A 20659-nucleotide genomic window follows, 5' to 3' on the forward strand; every position below is an offset into this window, starting at 1 on the left:
AGTGTTCAATAGACAGCGGTATCATGTTTTTTATCAGAAGATAGTTTCTTCAGAGATGAGTTTCATTCAAGCAGGATATATCTGGAATGGAGTAAGCAGGGTAAGGGAGAATACGTTAACACTTCTATAGATAATATTAAAAAACCTTAATTCGATTATCTCCACAGATTGTCCCCCCTTATCAGTCTTCTGACCGTTAAGTAAGGCATTAACTGCTCTTGCACCGCCTGCTTAATGACTCGTGCTTCTGCGCTAAAACCATCCTGCTTCATGACAATGTCACCTGTAATCCCAGATGAAGGTTCTGTCTCGTATAAAAAGATTTTTTATGTGGCAATGCTCATTTTCTGCAAAGTGTAAAGTTCGATTTTTTAGCGTGATAAACCCTATGAAACTGCGTTGTATGCGCAAAAATTGATCAATTTTAATTGCTAAAAAATTACGATTTTATCAGTGTATTATTAGTAATTAATTGACATTTTATCGCATGATTGGTTTAGTTGGTTTTGATAGTTTTAAGCCTTCTCGGGACGTGACAGGGGAACATAATGACGTTGATGGAGTATGAGCGTTGCAGGAAGTACTATCAGTATGTGAGGTATCTGACTGAGCATCTCGATGTGGCTGTTGATATGGAAGTCGTCAATTCCTTCTGTTCACCGGTGCAGTACGTGCAATTAATTCATTTGAAATTAGATCAGTGTTTTGATAATTTATCTCAGAAAAGAAAAGCTATAAGTGAAATGAAGTCGTATGCCACATTGCATATTGTGTCTGAAAAAAAATTCGACTGGATGAAATCAAACAGACGCGTTGCTTGTTTTTCGTGGTTTTGGATTTTTAGTAAACCTGGTTTAGAACTGAAAAAACTTAACTTAACAAATAATAATACTGCAGCATCTAATGCAATACCTTCATTCTTCACTGAGGAGATGTTGGGGCAGTATTCAAGCGATATAGACTTTGAAGCATTAAAGAAACATCAGAGCAAAAAGTTAGATGAAAATAACGTTAAACCGAATGACAGGACATACATAAATGATGCGAGAGCGCCGGGTACGCATGAGGTGAACACTATATCCCGCAGCGCAAATGGTATAAATTTCGAAAGGCTTACCCCTGTATATGACTCAAAAGAAAGTTATGTGCTGTCCTTGATGAAGGAAATTGATAGCTTTAGCTGCAGTGTAAATGAAAAAATTAAAATCATTAATGAACTCTATCATTCTTGGATAAATGTCTTTAATGAATTTCCTTTACCATTTTCATGGATTGATCTGGATGAAGATGAAAATATCTACTGGTTATGGAATTATATGTATAAGAGCTATGTCGGTTGTGATGTACAGCCAGCCACCAGCAGGCAAATGAAGGATTTTGCTATTGCGACCTTTGACTGCTGGACTGGCTGGAATGCAGAACAGGCTGGTATTATGGATGTTAAGGATGGTGATTTTACGCCTGGCAGGGAGATGAGCAGGCAGGAGTTCCTCGTGCGGGCGCGCAATTCCTGGATACAAAAACGCCATCGGGATAAAAAATCCAAAGATAGTTCAGGTATTAAACTGACAGCGCAATCTAAAAAGAAATTAATGTCTTTGCATAAAGCCACTGGCATTGAGCCAAATGTATTACTTAAATCGTTTATTGATGAAGCATGGAAAAAAATGACATCCGATGGAAAGGAGTGATTAAAAATATTATAGATATATATCATCTCCATGAAGACTAATCAGTTAAGGCAGGGCCACGAGGTTCTGCCTAATTATTTTATTTCTCCGGAGATGCTTTTATGCATAACTCAGATAATGTTCAAGCAATTCAACAAACACTGTCAGTTCTGCCTGATTGGGTATCGGAACGTATTTTACAACACATAAATAACCTGACAAATTACGAGCCGGTTATAGGGATTATGGGCAAAACTGGAGCCGGTAAATCCAGTCTTTGCAATGCACTCTTTGCTGGGGAGATATCGCTGGTCAGTGATGTGGTCGCCTGTACGCGTGAGGCACTGCGCTTTCGTCTGCAGGTCGGTGAACGTCTGATGACAATCGTTGATTTGCCCGGCGTGGGAGAAAGCAATGCCCGCGATGCCGAGTATGCTGCGCTGTACCGTGAACAACTACCCCGACTCGATCTTGTTCTGTGGCTGATTAAGGCTGATGACCGTGCTCTGGCGGTGGATGAACACTTTTATCATCAGGTAATTGGTGAGACTTACCGGCATAAGGTGCTGTTTGTTATCAGCCAGTCAGATAAGACTGAACCCACCAGCGGTAGTGGTCAACTGTCCACGGAGCAAAAGCAGAATATCAGCCGCAAAATCTGCCTGCTGCATGAACTGTTCCGGCCTGTACATCCTGTGTGCGCCATTTCAGTTCGGGCTAAGTGGGGATTGCGGATGATGGCTGAGCGGATGATTAAGTGTCTACCGCGAGAGGCCAGTAGTCCCGTGGTGGCGCAACTGCAGACTCCCTTTCGCACAACAGCAGTCCAGGAAAAAGCGCGTAACGATTTTGGTGAAACCGTCGGGGCGGCGCTGGATGCGGTGAGTGCGCTGCCGCTGATACCTGCTCCGGTGCGGGCAGTCATACGCGCGGTGCGCGATACAGTGGTGTCGGTTGCCCGTACCGTCTGGAACTTCTTCTTCTGAATATTTAATCCTGCCAGTAGTTTCCCGAGCCCTGTCGCCTTCATGCGACGGGGCTTTCTTTTATTTGTTTTCCCCATGTTGAGGAGTCTGCTTATGACCCGTCTGGCTTCGCGCTTTGGCGCTGCAAACATTATTCGTCGTGACCGTCCGTTAACCCGTGAAGAGCTGTTTCGCGTGGTACCCAGCGTATTCAGCGAGGACAAACATGAATCCCGTAGTGAAAGATACACATATATACCCACCATCTCTTTGCTGGACAGCCTGCAGCAGGAGGGTTTCCAGCCGTTCTTTGCCTGTCAGACCCGTGTGCGGGACCCGGGTCGTCGTGAACATACGAAGCATATGCTGCGCCTGCGTCGGGAGGGGCAGATCACCGGTAAACAGGTGCCGGAAATTATTCTTCTTAACTCTCATGATGGCACCAGCTCGTACCAGATGTTGCCGGGATTATTCAGAGCCGTGTGTCAGAACGGCCTCGTCTGCGGCGAATCGTTTGGCGAGGTGCGGGTGCCCCACAAAGGGGATGTGGTGAGTCAGGTGATTGAGGGGGCCTATGAGGTGCTGGGGATTTTCGACCGCGTGGAAGAAAAGCGGGATGCGATGCATTCGTTGCTTTTACCCTCGCCTGCGCAGCAGGCACTGGCAAAAGCCGCGCTGACGTATCGCTTTGGTGAGGACCACCAGCCGGTTACTGAAGCGCAGATACTCTCCCCGCGTCGCTGGCAGGATGAAAGCAATGACCTGTGGACTACCTATCAGCGGATTCAGGAAAACCTGATTAAAGGTGGGCTCAGTGGCCGTAATGCCAAAGGCGGACGGTCGCATACCCGTGCTGTGCGTGGCATCGACGGGGACGTGAAGCTTAACCGGGCACTGTGGGTGATGGCTGAAGCGATGCTCACGCAGCTGCAGTAGCTGCTTTATGTTACCACGTTGTTAATATCGGACATCACCTGTCCGCGTTGCGACGTGCTGGCGGTCCTCACTCCTCCGGGGATGCTCTGTAACCCCCGCCACAGCTGACATTTGCAGAAATGAAAAATAGTTACTGTGGTGTCCATACCCTGACCTCGCCCCTCTTTAAAGTAATCACATCATTTTCAGTCAGTTAACTACCACGGAGAACTTCTCATGACACAGGCAGAACGCCGCCATGACCGGCTGGCGGTCAGGTTGTCGCTGATAATCAGCCGCCTGGTTGCCGGGGAAACGCTGAGCGTGTGTAAGCTGGCGGCAGAGTTTGGCGTATCAATTCGCACCCTGCGGCGGGATTTTCGTGAACGTCTGATGTACCTGGACCTTGAGTATCAGTCCGGCTACTGCCGCCTGCGCACTGCTGGCAGTGAGATGCAGATGGTGCCGGATGTACTTATCTTTGCCCACCGCAGCGGGCTGGCCGGGCTTTTTCCGGGTTTTGACCGCCGACTGGTGAATGCATTGTTGATGTGTGATGAAGCACCCTGCGTTATACCGCCTGCCAGTCCGGCGTTCTCACCGTCAGAGCCTCTGTCATTCTGGCGACTGGTACAGGCAATTACTGACCGCAGAAAAGTCACGTTGCTTGCTGACGGGCAGCGCTGCGAGCGACTGGCTCCGTGCCGGTTACTCATCCACCAGCAGACCTGGTATCTGATTGCCGAGCATAACGGACATATTGCAGTGTTCACGCTGGATGAAATTCATCTGGTTCAGCCCCTGCAGGAGTCTTTCCGGCGTAACGACAGTTTATGTCGTCTGGCTGAAGACCCGGTGTTCATTCAGGCCTTACCCCATTTTCGATTTATTCAGCAGTCACTGCTTGCGTTTGTTCCGGCTGATAACAGGCCGGAATAGCGCAGCTTTTTATCCACCAGGCAGCAGAGAGGAAGTCCGATACCGTTGTTGTCATTGTCATCACCCTTAACAAAACCGGGGTATCCAGCCGCCGCCTCGCCCTGACGGTCTGTTGGTGTACCAGCAGGTACCATCACTGGCATTTATGTATTCACAAAAACTATTCATCTGATTTCAGTAAGGAAAAAAATGAAACTGATTAAATTATTACCTCTGCTGGCAATGGTTGCTGGCTCCAGCTTTGCTGCATCACCGGAGAGTACGGTCAAAGCATCAGGCTGTCTGGCGGTAAACGATATGCTTGAGAGCCTCAATTCGCGGGAGTCCTGTGTTTCAGTCGATATCACCAGAACATTATCTGAAGGCCGTTATCTGGCGGTTGCTAACCTGAGTAACGGCAACATCTACCCGGTCCGCATGACCCTCAGTGATGGGGTTATTACCGCACGTCCGGATACGGATGAAATTGATAAGCTCAATCAACAGCAGGCGCAAAAGCGCCGGGAAGAGCAGTTACAGAAAAAGCTCGATTATTACAAAGCCCACCCACAAAAAGAGAGCGAGTTCGTTAAAGCGAAAAAGGCACATCTTAATCTCACCCAATATCACTCAGCAGCCTGCAGTGCTATTGGTCGAAAAGTATGGGATTCCATTCAGGAAAATGTTTCATGTCTGATGATTGAAAATGCGCAGCAGGTCAGTGATGCAGAACAAACGGGAACGGCCATTCTGAGTGGACCAGGTGCAAGCAAATTTAAGCTCCCGGTGAAGTTCAGCGTGATTCAGGAAGATTTTATCAGTGTTGACGCTGATATAGCCCCGGCTGCGCTGGTACAGCTAAAGGCACAAATAGAAGCGTATAAAGAAAAACTGAATCAGCGCTAATGACATAAAAAGGATAACAGTATGAAAATTAAACCCTGTTTGCCTGTCCTGCTGTCTCTTCTGGCCCCAGCCTTCACTCATGCAACAGTGACCGAACAACAGTGGGGTGAATGGTACGGCAATACGGGTGGCATGGAGTTTGCGCTCAGCAGCGACAACCAGGCCGGAGAGAAACTGACCATCAGTTGCAGCAATAAAAAGATGGTTGTGGCCTGGCAGCTCCCGAAGGAGGATTACCGCGCCACCTCTGATGAAGGAATGAGCGAAGTGTATCTTCTGATAAACGATGAAAAATACTCGCTTGAGAATGAAACACTGCTACCGGGCGAGGCCGTTCCGGCTCAGGTGGCTTTTGAAGCACTGAAGCAAACAGGAGCAAAAGACAAACTGGCTTTCACCGCCTTTCAGTCAGGGAAATCGAAACCGTTCAGTGCCCGTGGTCTTCACGACGCGCTGAAAGATATCAACTGGCAGGATTGTCTCGATCAACCCTGACGGCTTTTCACATAAGTCATTCGACCAGCCCTGTAGCCCATGTGCAACAGGGCTTTTACTTTTTAAGGTGTTCATCATGCCTGAATCCCCGTTACTACCACCTGGTTCTTTTACCCGGCAGCAGGCCGAAGCCATTATCTGTTGGTACCACAACGTCACCATTGAAGATGACCAGAACACGCATTTTCGTCTGGTTGTGCGCGACGATGATGGCAGCATGGTCTGGCGGGCCTGGAACTTTGAACCCGATGCCGGTGCAGGACTCAACCCATATATCCGGCGCTATGGCATCCGCAGGTCGTTACTCACCGACTGAAAAACCTCATTCCCGACAGTCACATATCCCGGACCCTCCCTTATTACCTCATACGCCAGCCATCGCCGCTGGCGTTTTTTATTGACGGAGACATACCCATGACAACCGCGACACAAAGCAACCTCGCATCTGCTGCTAACGAATCTGATTTTGAACTGACCGTAACGCAGGTACCTGACGAACAGCGTATCTGCTTCTGGCCGCAGCACTTTGGCGCTATCCCGCAGTGGATAACGCTGGAACCCCGCATTTTCGCCTGGATGGGCCGCTTCTGTGCGGATTACAGCGGTGGTATCTGGTCATTTTACACCCTCAGCAATGGCGGCGCGTTTATGGCCCCTGATGCTGACAGTGACGATAAATGGCGTCTGTTCAACAGCATGAACGGCAATGGTGCTGATATGAGTACAGAAGCCGCAGGTATCGCGGTCTGCCTGATTGAATACAGCCATCACGCCTGCCGTACAGAGTGTGACGCAATGACCGCGCACTATTACCGCCTGCGGGACTATGTCCTGCAGCATCCTGAAGCCCACGCCATTTTGCGTATCATTGACTGACCGGAGGAGCAACGAATGAAACAGCTTTCCTTTTTACCTGGCGAGATATCACCACAGGACCGACGCCTCATTCAGCGGGCGCTCAGGGCTCTGGACCGGCACCTGCATGAGCCCGGGGTAGCCTTCACCTCCACCCACGCCGTACGTGAATGGCTGCGACTGCATATGGCCGCACTTGAGCGGGAAGAGTTCCGGGTACTGTATCTGGATAATCAGAATCAGTTGATTGCCCATGAGACGCTCTTTACCGGCACGATTAACCGCACTGAAGTCCATCCCCGGGAGGTGGTCAAGCGAGCCCTGTTTTTCAATGCGGCAGCGGTAATACTGGCGCATAACCATCCTTCCGGCGAGACGACGCCCAGCCAGGCCGATAAAACTCTCACGCAGCGACTGGTGCAGGTGCTTCAACTGGTGGATATCCGTGTCCCTGACCATCTGATTGTTGGTGGCAGGCAAATCTATTCTTTCGCAGAACACGGTCTGCTGTGAGGTATTACATGAAAATTATCAGTAAACGTCGGGCGATGACGATTTACCGCCAGCATCCTGAGTCCCGAATCTTTCGCTACTGCACCGGAAAATATCAGTGGCACGGTAGCGTCTGTCATTACACCGGCAGGGACGTTTCGGATATCACAGGAGTCCTGGCGGTGTACGCCGAACGCCGTCAGGACCGCAACGGACCGTATGCCTGCCTGATGAGTATTACTCTGAATTGACAATAAAGGAGGTTATCAATGAGTAACATCACATGGGGCCTGCAGCGGGATATCACACCACGCCTGGGAGCCCGCCTTGTGCAGGAGGGGAACCAGCTGCATTATCTGGCTGACCGGGCCAGCATCACCGGTCAATTCAGTGACGCCGAATGCCGGAAGCTGAATGAAACATTCCCGCACTTTATCAGCCAGATGGAATCGATGCTTACCACCGGGAAGGTGAATCCCCGACAGGCCCACTGCGTCATCCTATACCACAACGGTTTTACCTGCGAAGCCGATACCCTTGGCAGTTGCGGCTACGTATACATCGCAGTTTATCCCACTCAACACTAACTAATTTCACGAGAGCAAGCATGAAACCTCAACCTGCTACAATTTCGCGGGCGGCGAAGCCTTCTCTGTCGCCCCTGACTGTCTGGCAAATCTTACTGACACGCCTGCTTGAACAGCACTATGGCCTGACACTGAACGACACGCCATTCAGTGATGAAACTGTGATTCAGGAACACATTGATGCCGGTATCACACTGGCTGATGCCGTGAATTTTCTGGTGGAAAAATACGAGCTGGTCCGTATCGACAGGAAGGGATTTAGCTGGCAGGAACAATCTCCTTATCTACGGGCTGTAGATATTCTGCGGGCAAGACAGGCAACTGGCCTGTTGCGACAAAGCTGTAACAACGCAGTACGGTAAATATTGCGTACAACCTTCCCGATTTACATTTCTGATCTTCCTCCCTTGTTTTCATATTGCATAATGCGCCTGCCATTACCCGGCGGGCGCGTTTGCTTTTTACGGACAAAATGTCATGCAAACTGAAGCTGAAGTATTAACCAATCATAGCGAGCTAATTTGCTCGACCAGTATTGAACGTATTGTTACTGGTCGTGATACCGCGCTTAAGGAAATTGAATCTCTGATTCTTCAACTTGAAGAAATCTCCCGGCTGACTTCCATGATTGGTGGCAATACTGTGGATCACTGGGCGATGAGACAGGGTGGCTCCTTTGACTGCTGGTTGATGCAACCAGTGGGCAAAGCGATGCCAGTCATCACCCGGAATATCGACCGTAGCATCTGGCGTGACCTGATGCTGAAATCCGGGATGTTGGCCTTGATGGATGCCGAAGCCCGCAGTCAGTGGGCGAAGAATCTAGAGGAGGGCGATCTCCCGGCTATTAGCGAAGCCAACATCCTGAATACCTTTGAACAACTCCACCACAATAAGCAAGACGTTTTCGAACGTGGGATTATCAATGTATTTAAAGGGTTAAGCTGGGACTACAAAACCAATAATCCCTGTTATTTCGGTAAGAAGATTATCGTCAACAATCTGGTGAAGCATGACAGATGGGGCTATAGCCTGAACTGGGGCTGGCGACGCGACCAGCTTGCCGATCTGGAAAGGATGCTCCGCCTACTGGATGGTCAAACCATTCCAGATAGCCGACATGATGTATCCATCAGGTTTATGGATTTTATCCGCGATAATCCTCGTGCGCAGATATTTGAGGACGACCTCTTCATTATTCGCTATTTCCAGAAAGGGAGTGGGCATATCACGTTTAAGCGTTTGGATCTGATCGAAAAGATGAATGATATCGTGGCAAAGCACTATCCGAAGGCTTTGCCAGCAAGATGAAATGTGACGATTTTATAAGCAGGTGGGAGGTCAAAAAATGTGATTCAAAGACTACTGGCTCCCTGATAGGGCTATCTACACCATACATATCTGGCATAAAAAGGAGAATGATGAGGGAAGTACTTTTTACATTAGTGAGTGTTGCTCATCACTATTAAACTCGTTTTTGTGTTTTTTACTCAATACTGTGTTTTAATGGCATCCGTCACATTTATGTCGGAGGTATGCCATCTTGCGAAACAAAATCAAAGAACTTCGTACCCAACTATCAATCACTCAGCGTGAGTTAGCCGATATGGTTGGTACCAGCCAGCAACAGATTCAACGTATCGAAACAGGGAAAGTTGCGGCTAAGTTAGGGTTGGCACAAGCGATCAGTGCTGTTTTAAAAAAGCCGTTGAACGCTGTTTTTCCTGATAGTGATAACCTGCTACAGAAATTGCGTAATCAAAGTAGTCGTAGTAGCGACGAACTGAAAGATATTGCCGCAAGCGGTATTGAAATGGATGGCCGCTTTTGGACGGTAAAGCTCTGGTTACGGGGGCAGAAAGATTATTTGCTGCTACCCATTTCTCCGGCTGATAAGCGTCGTTTTTACTCATACTTTGAAGAAAGCACCGTCCCAGATCATGAGCGTTTTTTTGTTTTCGATTCAGAGCAGCATCGTTATGCCATAAATGTCCGAGAAGTCATTTTCCACCAATTTTTGTTTGATGGTTTTCCACCTATCCCAGATGAAGAGGACAGCGATGCCAATGAAGGTAGCTATGGTAATGTCCATATTACAATGGTGAACGGTGGCCCAGTCATTGATCTATGCTGTGAGTCCGAGGTATCGGAGAACGATGAATTTGACGATATTGGTCAGTTGAACGCATTGTTTGATACTTTGGAGCTAGAGCCTGAATCAACAGAGCGATACCAGATAACCGATGAGGATGGAGAGGATGCTTTCATCCGTATTGGCTCTGTTGCGATGGTCCGAATTTCGCTTGATGTGCTGGATTCGGTTGAGGAAGATAATGACTGACAGAGGTCGGCATCTTAACCTTGCATACTTGTTCGGGTTCGAGGCCGAAAATCAATGAAATTATGTGTTGGTATCTGTGTTGGTATAACATTGAATTGTTTTTTATTAATTATTTTAAATCATGGAGTTAAATTAAATGTGCGAGTCCGGCCTTCGCACCAAAAGTATGTAAATAGACCTCAACTGAGGTCTTTTTTTATGCCTGAAATCCGCGCTAAACAAATCTTTTCCGCTGTTTTTTTCCACCTGGTTCAATCCATATTAATTCCCTTAAGAATACCGAACCAAGTATGTTTGCGTTTATCTATTAAGGATTCGGCTCTTTCAGAAAATCTAATCCATCCTCCAGGCACAATATTTATTGCGATCGTGCTCGCATCGTGGACAATGTTTAATCATAAGTAATATTTACATCAATGAAATCAATGATTTCTATTATGTCACGGAATGGAAAATGGACAGCAATACATTGGGATTCACTTCATACTGGCGCAACTCCTTAGCTGACGCCGAATCTGGTAAAGGAACGTTTTCACGTAAAGATACAGATTCATTCATTCGATGGATAAATATCACCGCAGGGCAGTTGGATGACGAGACTATTCGGGCATTTTTTGACGGTGAAGGGGAGTCGGTAAAAACCGTTGAAGTCGTGTTACGGCCCCAAGTGTGGAACCGCATAGTAAAGCATGGCAAAGAGCAAATGGCAGGTGCACCCGCAATTATCACGCCACTGGTTACCTCCGCTCTTCTGAATAGGGAAGGTTTTTTGTTTCCTGCCGCTTCAGCCACTATTCCCCGCGATCTGCTTGAACCTCTCCCTTCCGGTCATTTTTCTATTGGTGAGTTGGCGCAATATGACAAATACAAAACCACGCATAACACAGCCACCATTAATGAAGATGAACCAGAACATTACGAAGAAACTGACGAAGAGAAAGCGGAACGCCATGCCAGGTATCGTCAGCATTGGCAAAATTATCTACAACAGTCAGATAACCTTTTAAGAAACGTCGCTGGAAATTGGGTCGCTACATCTGAGCCATACGAACGGGCTGGATACGGTTATATTGTTAAAGCTAGCCAGCATGTAGGGGCCAGCGTTCATATCCTGCCTATGTATGACCATCTTCTGATGAGCCAGGTTAAGGTTCCGCTATTAACGCGTTTTGCCTCAAACGAAATGGCTCCAGTGGAGCCACTTCTCGCTAAGAATGCGATGTTCTGCGAACGTCTGGGGCATTCCGGCGATAAGTTTCCGCTGGCAGTGGCGCAGCGCGATGCCCTGAGCCATTATCTGACTCAACAGCAGGGTGATATGCTCGCTGTCAACGGTCCTCCGGGAACGGGTAAAACTACGCTGGTGCTTTCTATTATTGCCACCGAATGGACAAGAGCCGCACTTAATCAAACTGAACCTCCTGTAATTATTGCCACATCGACTAACAATCAGGCCGTCACCAATATTATTGAAGCCTTTGGAAAAGATTTCTCTACTGGTTTTGGCGTAATGTCTGGGCGTTGGTTGCCGGAAGTAATAAGCTATGGCGCTTATTTTCCGTCTAAAAGCCGTCAGGTTGAGGCAGCGAAGAAATACCAGACTGAAGATTTTTTTAACCGCGTTGAATCCCTGGAATATCTGGAAAAAGCCCGGGCCTTTTACCTTGAAAAAGCGGAGGCGGCGTTTGGAGCTGGAGAGTGCAATTCGCCAGAGCATGTAGTGACGCTTTTGCATGAACGTTTAACTTCACAGGTTATGCAACTTCAGCAAATCGAACCTGCATGGCGCAGACTCAATGATATCCGCCATGAACAGCGAGTCATCAGTGAGAATCTCGACCAGTATCTTCAGGACAAAAACACACTTCTTCTCAATATTGGCAACGAAATTTCACTTTTAGCCAGAGGTAAAAAGCAGTGGCAGCAATACCGTGCCGATGAGTCGCTTATGTATGCATTTTTGTCATGGCTCCCTGCTGTTCGTGCTAAACGCCATTACCAGATTAACCTCTTCCTGGACTCTACGTTCGGCGCAAGAATGACAGCGTTCCAGGGAAATTGTCCCGAATATATTGATAAATTTATCGATAGTTTGATCGCTAAAGCGCAACAAGAGCAGGCGGCGTGCCAACAGAATATCAACTTTGCGCAGGACATAGCCCGAAGCGAAATGGAAGCAGCAAAACAATGGCGCGGGTTGACTTATGCTCTGGGCTACAGGGGAGACGATGAGCTGAACCTCGCCGGAGCGGACGAGCTTGCCGATACTCAGATTCGTTTTCCAGCGTTCTTGTTAGCGACTCATTATTGGGAAGGTCGCTGGCTGATGGATATGGCGGCAATTGATAACCTGCAAAAAGAAAAAGGAATTACCGGGACAACTATCGCCGAGGCTCGTTGGCTAAGAAGAATGAAACTTACTCCTTGTGTGGTAATGACCTGCTACATGTTGCCTTACCATATGAACAGGAGAAAATCTTTTGGTGGGGACAGAACATCGGATAATAATTATTTATATAACTTTGCCGATTTACTGATTGTCGATGAAGCAGGACAGGTACTCCCGGAGGTTGCTGCGGCCTCTTTTGCATTGGCGAAGAAAGCACTGGTGATTGGCGATACGGAGCAAATAGCTCCAATCTGGAATTGTCTACCCGTTACTGATATGGGCAATATGCTTGAGGAGAATATTCTTTCTGGTGGCACTCAGGAAGAGTTAATAAATACATATTCTCATGTGTGTGGGTCTGGAAAAAGTGCAGCATCTGGCAGCGTAATGCAGGTTGCCCAGTTCAACTCCCGCTACCAGTATGATCCCAAGTTCGAGCGCGGAATGTATCTGTATGAGCATCGTCGCTGTTTCAATAACATCATCGGCTACTGTAACTCACTTTGCTATCACGGTAAGTTGCAGCCTAAAAGAGGGATGGAAAAAGGGACGATTTTTCCCGCAATGGGATATCTGCATATTGATGGCCGAGGCATGAAGCCAAATGGGGGGAGCCGTTATAACCCTCTTGAAGCTGAAACAATAGCAGCATGGCTGGCGACACATAAGGATGATATAGAGCGCCATTACGGGGAGCCTCTGTACAAAGTTGTTGGTGTTGTGACGCCATTTTCGGCGCAGGTTAATGCCATCAAAACGTCATTGCGTAAGCTGGAGATTAATGACAAAGACGAAGAGGGCTCACTGACAGTGGGGACAGTGCACTCCTTGCAGGGTGCGGAAAGGGCGATTGTTCTCTTTTCCCCAGTCTACTCAAAACATGAAGATGGCAGGTTTCTTGATAGCAACAGCAGTATCCTCAATGTTGCTGTCTCACGCGCTAAGGATAGTTTTCTGGTCTTTGGCGATATGGACCTTATTGAGATGCAGCCCGCATCTTCGCCGCGAGGGTTATTGGCAAAATTTCTATTTGCTTCAGATAATAATGCGTTGCAATTTGAGTTTCAGAAACGACAGGATTTAATTTCCGCACAGACACAAATTTCAACGTTGCATGGTGTGGAGCAGCATGATGAATTCTTGAATAATGCTCTGGCCGCAGCTCAACAGAAGATCACGATTATTTCCCCCTGGTTATCCTGGCAAAAAGTGGAGCAAACGGGGTTTCTGACGTCAATGGCTCTGGCCCGCTCCCGAGGTATTGATATTACCGTGGTAACGGATAAAAACTGCAATATTGCGCATATCGATGATGATAAGCGCCAGGAGAAACTGCATCTTCTAAATGATGCAGTCGAAAAGCTCAATAATATGGGCATTGCTACAAAATTGGTGAATCGCGTTCACAGCAAAATTGTGATTAGAGATGAGGAGTTGCTGTGCGTTGGATCTTTTAACTGGTTCAGTGCTGCGCGAGAAGATAAGTATCAACGTTATGATACGTCTTTGGTGTACTGTGGCGAAGGCGTAAAAAATGAAATAAAGGCGATATATAGCAGTCTGGATCAACGTCAGCTATAAGTGTGATGAACAGTTCACAACACAGGAGTGGTAAGGGATATATTTTAACAATGTGAAAGCGACTTTCAGATTTATTGCGAGTCGCCTTCCTGATTTTCAATCTTATTGTTTACTAATCATTCTCCTTTGCGTAATGCGTCTGGCATTAACGGCAGGGGCTTTTAGGAATGAAAGCGAATGCAAGTAATAACGGAAATCTAAACCGATCATAACGGTCTAATTTCTTCGCCCCGTATTAAGCATATCATGGCTGTTCATGATGCCGAATTGAATCAGATAGAGACGTTAAATCAGCAAAATAAGTATTACCTCACCCCCTAAAAACCTCTTTCCGATGCCACTCTACAAACCCCTCATAAGGGTAATTTTTACGCACCTGTGGCAACGCAATAGTTTTCCCATCAAAATCCCAGAATAATCTCTCAACGATCCCTCCGCCGTTTACCGCATCCGATACCAGTACCCGCATGTTTTCATCCAGGCCAATCGATCCTTTATCAAAGGCTTTATGGTGTATTGCACAAAGCGCCAGACCATTGGGGATTTCACAAGGGCCGCCGTGCTGTTTCCATTTTATATGTGCCGCTTCCAGCGCGACGGTAGTGTCATCGTGGCGCATATTAAAGCCACATATCGCGCACTGGTAGTTATAGGCACGTAATACAAGTCTGCGAAATAACGGGTCGCGTTGCTTACGGATTTGCTGGAGGTCAAAACCCAACTCGTCAGCGATTTCTTCCTGAATACTCTCGGTGAAGTGCGCTTCGAGTATCTGTTGTGCCAGAGTATTAATGAGTTTTTTATTGCCGGTTACCAGGGCGTAGTGCTGTTCATCGAAACCGCCTGCAACGTGGTATTCAGTCAGTTCCTTCACTGGCGGTTGTCGGCTGCTCCCTGCTGTTGAGCAAAGCTCGGCATTGTGTAATTGCCAGAATCCGTCGCCTTGTAATCGCCAGAACGGCATATCAGGTCGGTACTGTGAACGCTGTGGCCCAAAACGTTCCAGTAAACTGTGCAGAGGTTCGTAGATTTCCGAGCCATAATCGAAAAGGCGCGGATGTCCATTCAGGTATCCCGCTAATATGTATAGCAATAACAATGGCTTATGCGGAGCGCGCTGTTCACCCTTGTGCCAGATTTTTATGTTGGCAATTGCCTGCTGTAGCGATTTACTGGAAGCCATTGATATCCCTGGCAGTGAAATAATTGCGATCATGCTCGCAAATTTTCTGCTGTTCAAGCCTGCAAGCGAAGATATATTACCTTGATCTCATTTGTTTTTTTGCTGCCTGTTTGCCCTAATTGCCATGCGATGCTGCACCGGCGCAAACCACCGTTTACGCCGGAAGAGTTAAAAGCGTTGATGGATGCAAATAAATCAAATTAATGAACGCTCATCTTTCGCGCCAAAACTGCAAAATAGCGTCAACAAATTTGTCTACAATCATCCCCCGACTGAAATGACGGCTTCGTAGCGCTGTCGTCTTGTTCTCAGGAATTCGTTACGCTGAACCGTTATATCCCTTGCTCAAATTATTTGGATTTTCATCAGGCGCGTTTGTCAGTTCTCTTTTAAAGTGATATGGCGGGCGCAGGATGTATCTGCGCAAACCGCGCCAGTTATTTTATTCCGGGATGAACAACATCTTTATTTTCAGGCAATGGATACCCTGAAAAGTTAGTTTTGCACAGTAACTTTATTATCTCTCACTGAGAGCAACACTGAATCTGCCACAGCTTTACCACCCGCAGTTTCACCGCCAATAATCAATAGACTATTATTCCAGGGCAATGATACTCCGTAGGCTCGACCTTGCGTCAGTTCGCCAGATTTATCCCATTTCCCGTTATGCCAAAGATGAATATCAGCGCTATATGATTTTTTCAGGCCTTCATGCGCATAGTTCTTACCGTTTTGGTAATTTTCCCGTGAACCTTTAAATCCGGCACCTCCGGCAAATATAAGAAAATCATTGCTTATCCCCGCAAAACCGCCAGCGACGCCATCTGGTGATGAGACGGGAGGAAGCTTATTCCATTTTACGTTATTGCCGGTAAGATCAAGTTCAAATACGGCATCCGTTCGCAATCCTGGTTTGGCTTCGCCATTAATAATCCAGGTTTTATCACCTTTATTCACAACCGCCGCACCAGCCGTCCCGTACCAGGGCGATTCGCCAGCGTAACTCCATTGCTGTGTTGAGGGATCAAAAGACAACAGAAACTTATTGAAGAAATAATTTTCTGCTTTTTTGTCAAAATAGTGGGCGTTGATTTTATCTATAGTTGCTGAATCTTTTCCAGCCTCGTTGAGATCTTCAAAATAGCCATTGAAGATATTTTGGTTAACACCGCCAGTAACATAAGCCTTGCCGTTGTGTACAAATGTCACATGACCCGCCATGCCCATCGGTGCGTGTGACATCAATTTAATCCAGGTATTAGTTGCTGGGCTATATTTGTACACATCGTTGAACACCCTAGTTAAACCTTGTTGGTTTTTGCCAACACCGCCAAATACATACAAATCACCATCAATAAATGCGGACGTTGCTTGATCTCTTGCGCCACCGGGGAATTCAGCCAGAGCTGTCCATTTTTTATCTTTGGCCTGTGTGTCCAGCTTGTACCATGCCGTTCCTGCACTACCTAAACCAATGTAGACAGTGTCGTTATCAATTGCACCAGTACCACTTTTAAATGGTACTGGAATTTCCGGTAATACAGACGCGTTCGCGGCAAATGATGCCATCATGATAGCAAGCGCCGTTATTGTTTTATTCATTGTGACTGTCTCCTGTCTACCAAGCTTTAACCTTCACCCGTATGAGGGAAGTTTTAAGTATGAGGCTAACCATAGCATATGCCTTTATACCTATTACACCATAAAAACCAGACAAGTTATGCCATAAACTACTTTTGTAATTTGAGTCACAAATCAGGAAAATTTCATTTATCCTCCGCGAAAGTCTTAACTTTCACGGAGTGTTAGAATTTACAAAGTTGCTGGCATAAAGGCTCCGGTTTGTATTTCTTTAACCAGCTCACCCACGGTATATATTCTCCATCCTTCGACTTCGGCGGGAGTAAGGTTAACTGCAATTTTAAGGCCTGGCCATGCAGCTTCTACGGTTGCAATAATTTCATGTTCTGAGTTTTGAAGATCTAACCCAGGAACAGGAGGTTGAAAGCCTTTATGTTGCATCATATTAATATCACCATGCACTGATGGATCAGTCAGGTCATATATTTCATTCCAGGATTCTGCTTTTAATAACCCTTGTTGGGAACGTAAACGTTGAATGATAGCCATCTCTGCTTGGGTAACGAATATACCTTCGTGGAGAGGCTGTTTTCGATGGCAATCCTTGCACAGAACCAGCAGATTTTCATGGTGATTATCATATTTGATGCCATTTTTATGATGGACATGGCACAAGTTTTTGGCGGTTGATAAATTCACGCCACAATCATTACAAACATAATTTGCCTTTTCTCGTATTTCTTTAGATATTTCCTTCCAGTTTTCGACATACCCACTATTTGTTTTGTCATAGATACCCTTAGGCATATGACGAAAACAGGTACTATAATCTGAAAAAAACTCATTTAATGAGAATGATTTAAAAATCTCTCTTTTTCGTTGTTTATCAATACTTCCTTTATAATTAAGTCGTTCTAGGCAATTCATACATACCCGTAAATCAACATCCTGGCTCCGACCTGAACCATCATCAATTTCGAATAAACCATCTATGCGGTTAGTTGCATGATACCTTTCAAATCGATTTTTATGGCGCATTTCATCAAGAGTTCTGCACCAGGCGATATGAAAACGTTTTCCTTTTTCGCCATCTACGATAGCCGCATCATAACGCCCTGAATGGTCCCGAATATATAAAAGAACCTGGCGGCCATGATAAGAGATAAGCCCGCTACCAGGGTCAAGATCTTCGATACTAACTTCTTTACCCGTGGATAACTCAATATCTATAGGATCAAAGTCAATAGGGGATTCATCCAGAAAAAAATCGACTCCTTCAGGTAACATTTTCTTCCCTAATTGAATAAGTTCTGAAATGTCGATAGATAATTTCATCTCTTACTCCTGAATAATCTTTCTAATCTGCAACTCGGCATTTGTTACAACTTTGAAGGTGACACGACGAGAGCGATTAGGATCCTCCTTGCCGGTTTTATCAAGAATGGGATGTGCAGATGAATAACCTACTGCGGCAAATTTACTTTTAACCCATTGTTGGTGTGTCGCGATATTTTTTATGTCATAAACGTATTGTAATACTGCACGTGTACGACCTTGCGATAGTGCCATATTATTAAAATAAGCAATATCAGGATTCGTTGTTCCTGTCCAGTCAGTACTTGTGTGACCTTCAATGCGGACTTCAGTAATATGTTCCTGATAATTATCTAGAACTTTTAGGTAGCGAGGAAAGAAGTCGTCAAGAATGAGTTTAAACTTTGGTTTTAGCTCTGTGCTTCCTAAGCCAAATAAAACATCCGGTGATTTAAATCGAACCTCCAGAGTCTGTTTATCGATCTCTGCATCCCAGTCTTGTAAATCCTTTGCAAACTCAATATCCAGAGCATTATAAAGCTGTAACTGAGCATTCTCGTAGGCTACGGCAACTTCTTTAATTTTTTCTTTTTCAATACGTACGTAGTGCATATAAGCAATAGATATGAACATAAAAACCATCATCAGCCCTGCCATTAGGTCTGACATGGATACCCAATGTTCATTATCTTGATCTTTTTTAGGTAATTGTTTCCCTATAATCTTATCCATGATCGATTACCCGCGATGTTTATTAGCAGAAATTAATGCTTGTAACTGCCCCATAACTATTTGGTAATCTTTAATAAGTTTTTCATAGTTACCGACAAAACCTTTGCTGATTGAAAGCAGAGCATTACCTAATGATTGCATTTCACGGTTCATTTCACGTTCAGTTGCTTGCTCAAAAGCATGTAACTGCTCGTTGATGGATAGAGCAAATTTTTCAATTGATTCTCTGACTTGAGAAGTCAGCCCTGCACTTGCCTTATCAAATGATGTCTGGATTGAATCAAACATATTATCGGCATTACTGGATAGTTGATGGTTAATCTTTTCACCAGTCTTACTGAACATATCAATCACATTAGTCGTATTTTGTTCCATATTTCTATGCAATTCTTTCGAGTGCGACTCTAGTGATTTCAGGAATTCTTCACCACTTTGTTTCATTTCAGTAATTGTTTCACCTAACGTGCTGGTTAGGGTTTCGGAGGAATTGCTGACATCATGAGCCATCGAGGCAAATGCTTGTTGTGTTTGGGTAACCGATTGTCTGAATCCTTCGGTACCTTCATCCAGGGCCACGCGCATTGAATCTGCATTAAGAAGTATTTGCTGGCTGGTTTGCTCAAGAGATGCACTAACATTTGCAGCTCCAGATTTCAGCAGTTCACCCACTTCAGCCATTTTGTTTTGTATTTCAGGTAATACGGTTGTAGCTTTATCGCGGATGGCGACAAAGGTTTCTAAATGGCGGGAGAGTTCGCTGATTTGATGTTGGTTCACCTGAAGCACTTCACGCAGTTCAGACATAGCCAGAGGAATTTCTTTACATTCTTCCCAAATCCCGGCAACCGCAGTTTTTGTTTCAACCAGGGACTCGACACTTTGTTGATATTGTTCTGACATCTGCTCAACTTGCGTTTTATAATTTTCCTGCCACTCAACAAGTTTTTTTACAGAGGTATCAAGTGCTTTAAAATTTTCGCCAAACTGTTCAGTTAAATTTTCATTAAAATCAATAATAACTTGTCGCAAAGCATCAATAATTTGTTCTGTAGCACCTTTTGCCATTAGATCTGCAAATTTTTCCAGTTGTTCCCAAAGCTTATTACTGAAATGAGTGTGATTAGTTAATTGTGCTTGCGAGGAATCGCTAATCTCAGTACGTAGTAATTTTATTTGAGCAATAAGAGAACCTTCACTATCACCGTTAATACCCGAGACTAATTTAGTCAGAGTCTGATTCTGCTCTTTTAATTCATGATAGATATGTTCAGGTGTAACAGATTCAGGGGTATTTTCTGCTAACGCACTTCGTTTATTGGCAAAAAAGAAAGCATCCATTCCATTAAATAAAATGGCAAAAAACATACCTACAATGCTTGTAATGAACGCTGTTTTTAGACCACCTAATAATACGGGAATGCTGGTATCAATACTTTCGGTATTAAAATTGAGTAATCCAATAATAATACCAATGAAAGTACCCAGAATACCTAATGCTCCCATTAAGGTTGGAGCATATTCTCTAAACTTACTATGTATATTTTTTTTGTCACACCACCACGCTGATAAAAATACGAATATAACAGCCCAGATGAAAATATTGGTGATCAGTGTAGAGTCTATCGATTGAAACAACTGCTCAAAAAGCTGCGCTAACATTTTGATACCTGTGCAAATAATGGATAGTTGTAATTGCTTAAAAAACAGACAAAACGCACATAATTTATATGGTTAA

At 45.5% G+C, this 20659-nt stretch carries 21 protein-coding genes and 1 pseudogene; 17 read left to right on the forward strand and 5 right to left on the reverse strand.

Annotated elements, in window-relative coordinates; translation table 11 throughout:
- Positions 1-548: 548 nt before the first annotated feature.
- From D9742_RS01850 to yjhR, 15 genes are all read left to right on the forward strand, one after another.
- Positions 549-1691, forward strand: coding sequence for a hypothetical protein (locus D9742_RS01850; protein ID WP_130235804.1), 1143 nt, complete (start codon positions 549-551; stop codon positions 1689-1691).
- 101 nt (positions 1692-1792) lie between these two features.
- Positions 1793-2656: a GTPase family protein gene (locus D9742_RS01855; RefSeq protein ID WP_130235805.1), complete on the forward strand. Its 864-nt coding sequence runs from the start codon at positions 1793-1795 to the stop codon at positions 2654-2656.
- Between the two features lie 93 nt (positions 2657-2749).
- On the forward strand, positions 2750-3571 hold the full coding sequence (locus tag D9742_RS01860; protein ID WP_130235806.1) for a DUF932 domain-containing protein: 822 nt from the start codon (positions 2750-2752) through the stop codon (positions 3569-3571).
- Between the two features lie 216 nt (positions 3572-3787).
- Entirely contained in the window at positions 3788-4489 is a 702-nt protein-coding gene (locus D9742_RS01865; protein ID WP_130235807.1) for a WYL domain-containing protein, read from the forward strand.
- Between the two features lie 189 nt (positions 4490-4678).
- Positions 4679-5374 carry a hypothetical protein gene (locus D9742_RS01870; RefSeq protein WP_130235808.1) on the forward strand — a complete coding sequence of 232 codons (696 nt, stop codon included), beginning with the start codon at positions 4679-4681 and terminating at the stop codon, positions 5372-5374.
- 21 nt (positions 5375-5395) lie between these two features.
- Positions 5396-5869, forward strand: a complete 474-nt coding sequence (locus D9742_RS01875; RefSeq protein ID WP_130235809.1) for a hypothetical protein — start codon at positions 5396-5398, stop codon at positions 5867-5869.
- Between the two features lie 76 nt (positions 5870-5945).
- Entirely contained in the window at positions 5946-6185 is a 240-nt protein-coding gene (locus D9742_RS01880; protein ID WP_063923345.1) for a DUF905 domain-containing protein, read from the forward strand.
- 98 nt (positions 6186-6283) lie between these two features.
- On the forward strand, positions 6284-6745 hold the full coding sequence (locus tag D9742_RS01885; protein ID WP_130235810.1) for an antirestriction protein: 462 nt from the start codon (positions 6284-6286) through the stop codon (positions 6743-6745).
- Positions 6746-6760: 15 nt separating this feature from the next.
- Positions 6761-7237: a RadC family protein gene (locus D9742_RS01890; RefSeq protein ID WP_130235811.1), complete on the forward strand. Its 477-nt coding sequence runs from the start codon at positions 6761-6763 to the stop codon at positions 7235-7237.
- A gap of 8 nt (positions 7238-7245) precedes the next feature.
- On the forward strand, positions 7246-7467 hold the full coding sequence (locus tag D9742_RS01895; RefSeq protein WP_130235812.1) for a DUF987 domain-containing protein: 222 nt from the start codon (positions 7246-7248) through the stop codon (positions 7465-7467).
- A gap of 18 nt (positions 7468-7485) precedes the next feature.
- Positions 7486-7803 (forward strand): type IV toxin-antitoxin system YeeU family antitoxin, encoded by a 318-nt coding sequence (locus tag D9742_RS01900; protein ID WP_130235813.1) that lies wholly within the window; start codon positions 7486-7488, stop codon positions 7801-7803.
- Positions 7804-7823: 20 nt separating this feature from the next.
- Positions 7824-8165 (forward strand): TA system toxin CbtA family protein, encoded by a 342-nt coding sequence (locus tag D9742_RS01905; RefSeq protein ID WP_130235814.1) that lies wholly within the window; start codon positions 7824-7826, stop codon positions 8163-8165.
- A 115-nt stretch (positions 8166-8280) separates the two neighbouring features.
- On the forward strand, positions 8281-9114 hold the full coding sequence (locus tag D9742_RS01910) for a DUF4942 domain-containing protein (RefSeq protein ID WP_130235815.1): 834 nt from the start codon (positions 8281-8283) through the stop codon (positions 9112-9114).
- Between the two features lie 232 nt (positions 9115-9346).
- Positions 9347-10144, forward strand: coding sequence for a helix-turn-helix transcriptional regulator (locus tag D9742_RS01915; protein ID WP_130235816.1), 798 nt, complete (start codon positions 9347-9349; stop codon positions 10142-10144).
- 454 nt (positions 10145-10598) lie between these two features.
- Entirely contained in the window at positions 10599-14114 is a 3516-nt protein-coding gene (yjhR, locus tag D9742_RS01925) for a helicase YjhR (protein ID WP_130235817.1), read from the forward strand.
- A gap of 310 nt (positions 14115-14424) precedes the next feature.
- Here the strand turns inward: yjhR and D9742_RS01930 are convergent, their stop codons facing one another.
- Complete coding sequence (locus tag D9742_RS01930; protein WP_130235818.1) at positions 14425-15297, reverse strand: phosphorothioated DNA-binding restriction endonuclease; 873 nt, start codon at positions 15295-15297, stop codon at positions 14425-14427.
- Positions 15298-15396: 99 nt separating this feature from the next.
- On the opposite strand from D9742_RS01930, the pseudogene D9742_RS01935 reads away from it, so the two are divergent.
- Positions 15397-15501 (forward strand): annotated as a pseudogene (locus D9742_RS01935) (HNH endonuclease); the annotation flags it as partial.
- On the forward strand, positions 15492-15578 hold the full coding sequence (locus D9742_RS23310; protein ID WP_225102890.1) for a hypothetical protein: 87 nt from the start codon (positions 15492-15494) through the stop codon (positions 15576-15578). The pseudogene D9742_RS01935 and the gene D9742_RS23310, both read left to right, overlap by 10 nt.
- Before the next feature lie 214 nt (positions 15579-15792).
- On the opposite strand, the gene D9742_RS01945 is transcribed toward D9742_RS23310, so the two are convergent.
- The 4 genes from D9742_RS01945 to zorA2 form a co-directional block, all read right to left on the reverse strand.
- A complete protein-coding gene (locus D9742_RS01945) occupies positions 15793-16899 on the reverse strand; it encodes an N-acetylneuraminate epimerase (RefSeq protein ID WP_130235819.1) in 1107 nt (368 codons plus the stop codon).
- Positions 16900-17109: 210 nt separating this feature from the next.
- A complete protein-coding gene (zorE, locus tag D9742_RS01950) occupies positions 17110-18213 on the reverse strand; it encodes a type II Zorya anti-phage system protein ZorE (RefSeq protein ID WP_130235820.1) in 1104 nt (367 codons plus the stop codon).
- A gap of 3 nt (positions 18214-18216) precedes the next feature.
- Positions 18217-18924 carry a type II Zorya anti-phage system protein ZorB2 gene (gene zorB2, locus D9742_RS01955; RefSeq protein ID WP_000357807.1) on the reverse strand — a complete coding sequence of 236 codons (708 nt, stop codon included), beginning with the start codon at positions 18922-18924 and terminating at the stop codon, positions 18217-18219.
- Positions 18925-18930: 6 nt separating this feature from the next.
- The gene (gene zorA2, locus D9742_RS01960; RefSeq protein ID WP_130235821.1) at positions 18931-20583 is read right to left on the reverse strand and encodes a type II Zorya anti-phage system protein ZorA2; all 1653 of its coding nucleotides are present in this window, start codon (positions 20581-20583) and stop codon (positions 18931-18933) included.
- Positions 20584-20659: the final 76 nt, after the last annotated feature.

Source organism: Escherichia sp. E1V33, from assembly GCF_004211955.1.
GTDB lineage: Bacteria > Pseudomonadota > Gammaproteobacteria > Enterobacterales > Enterobacteriaceae > Escherichia.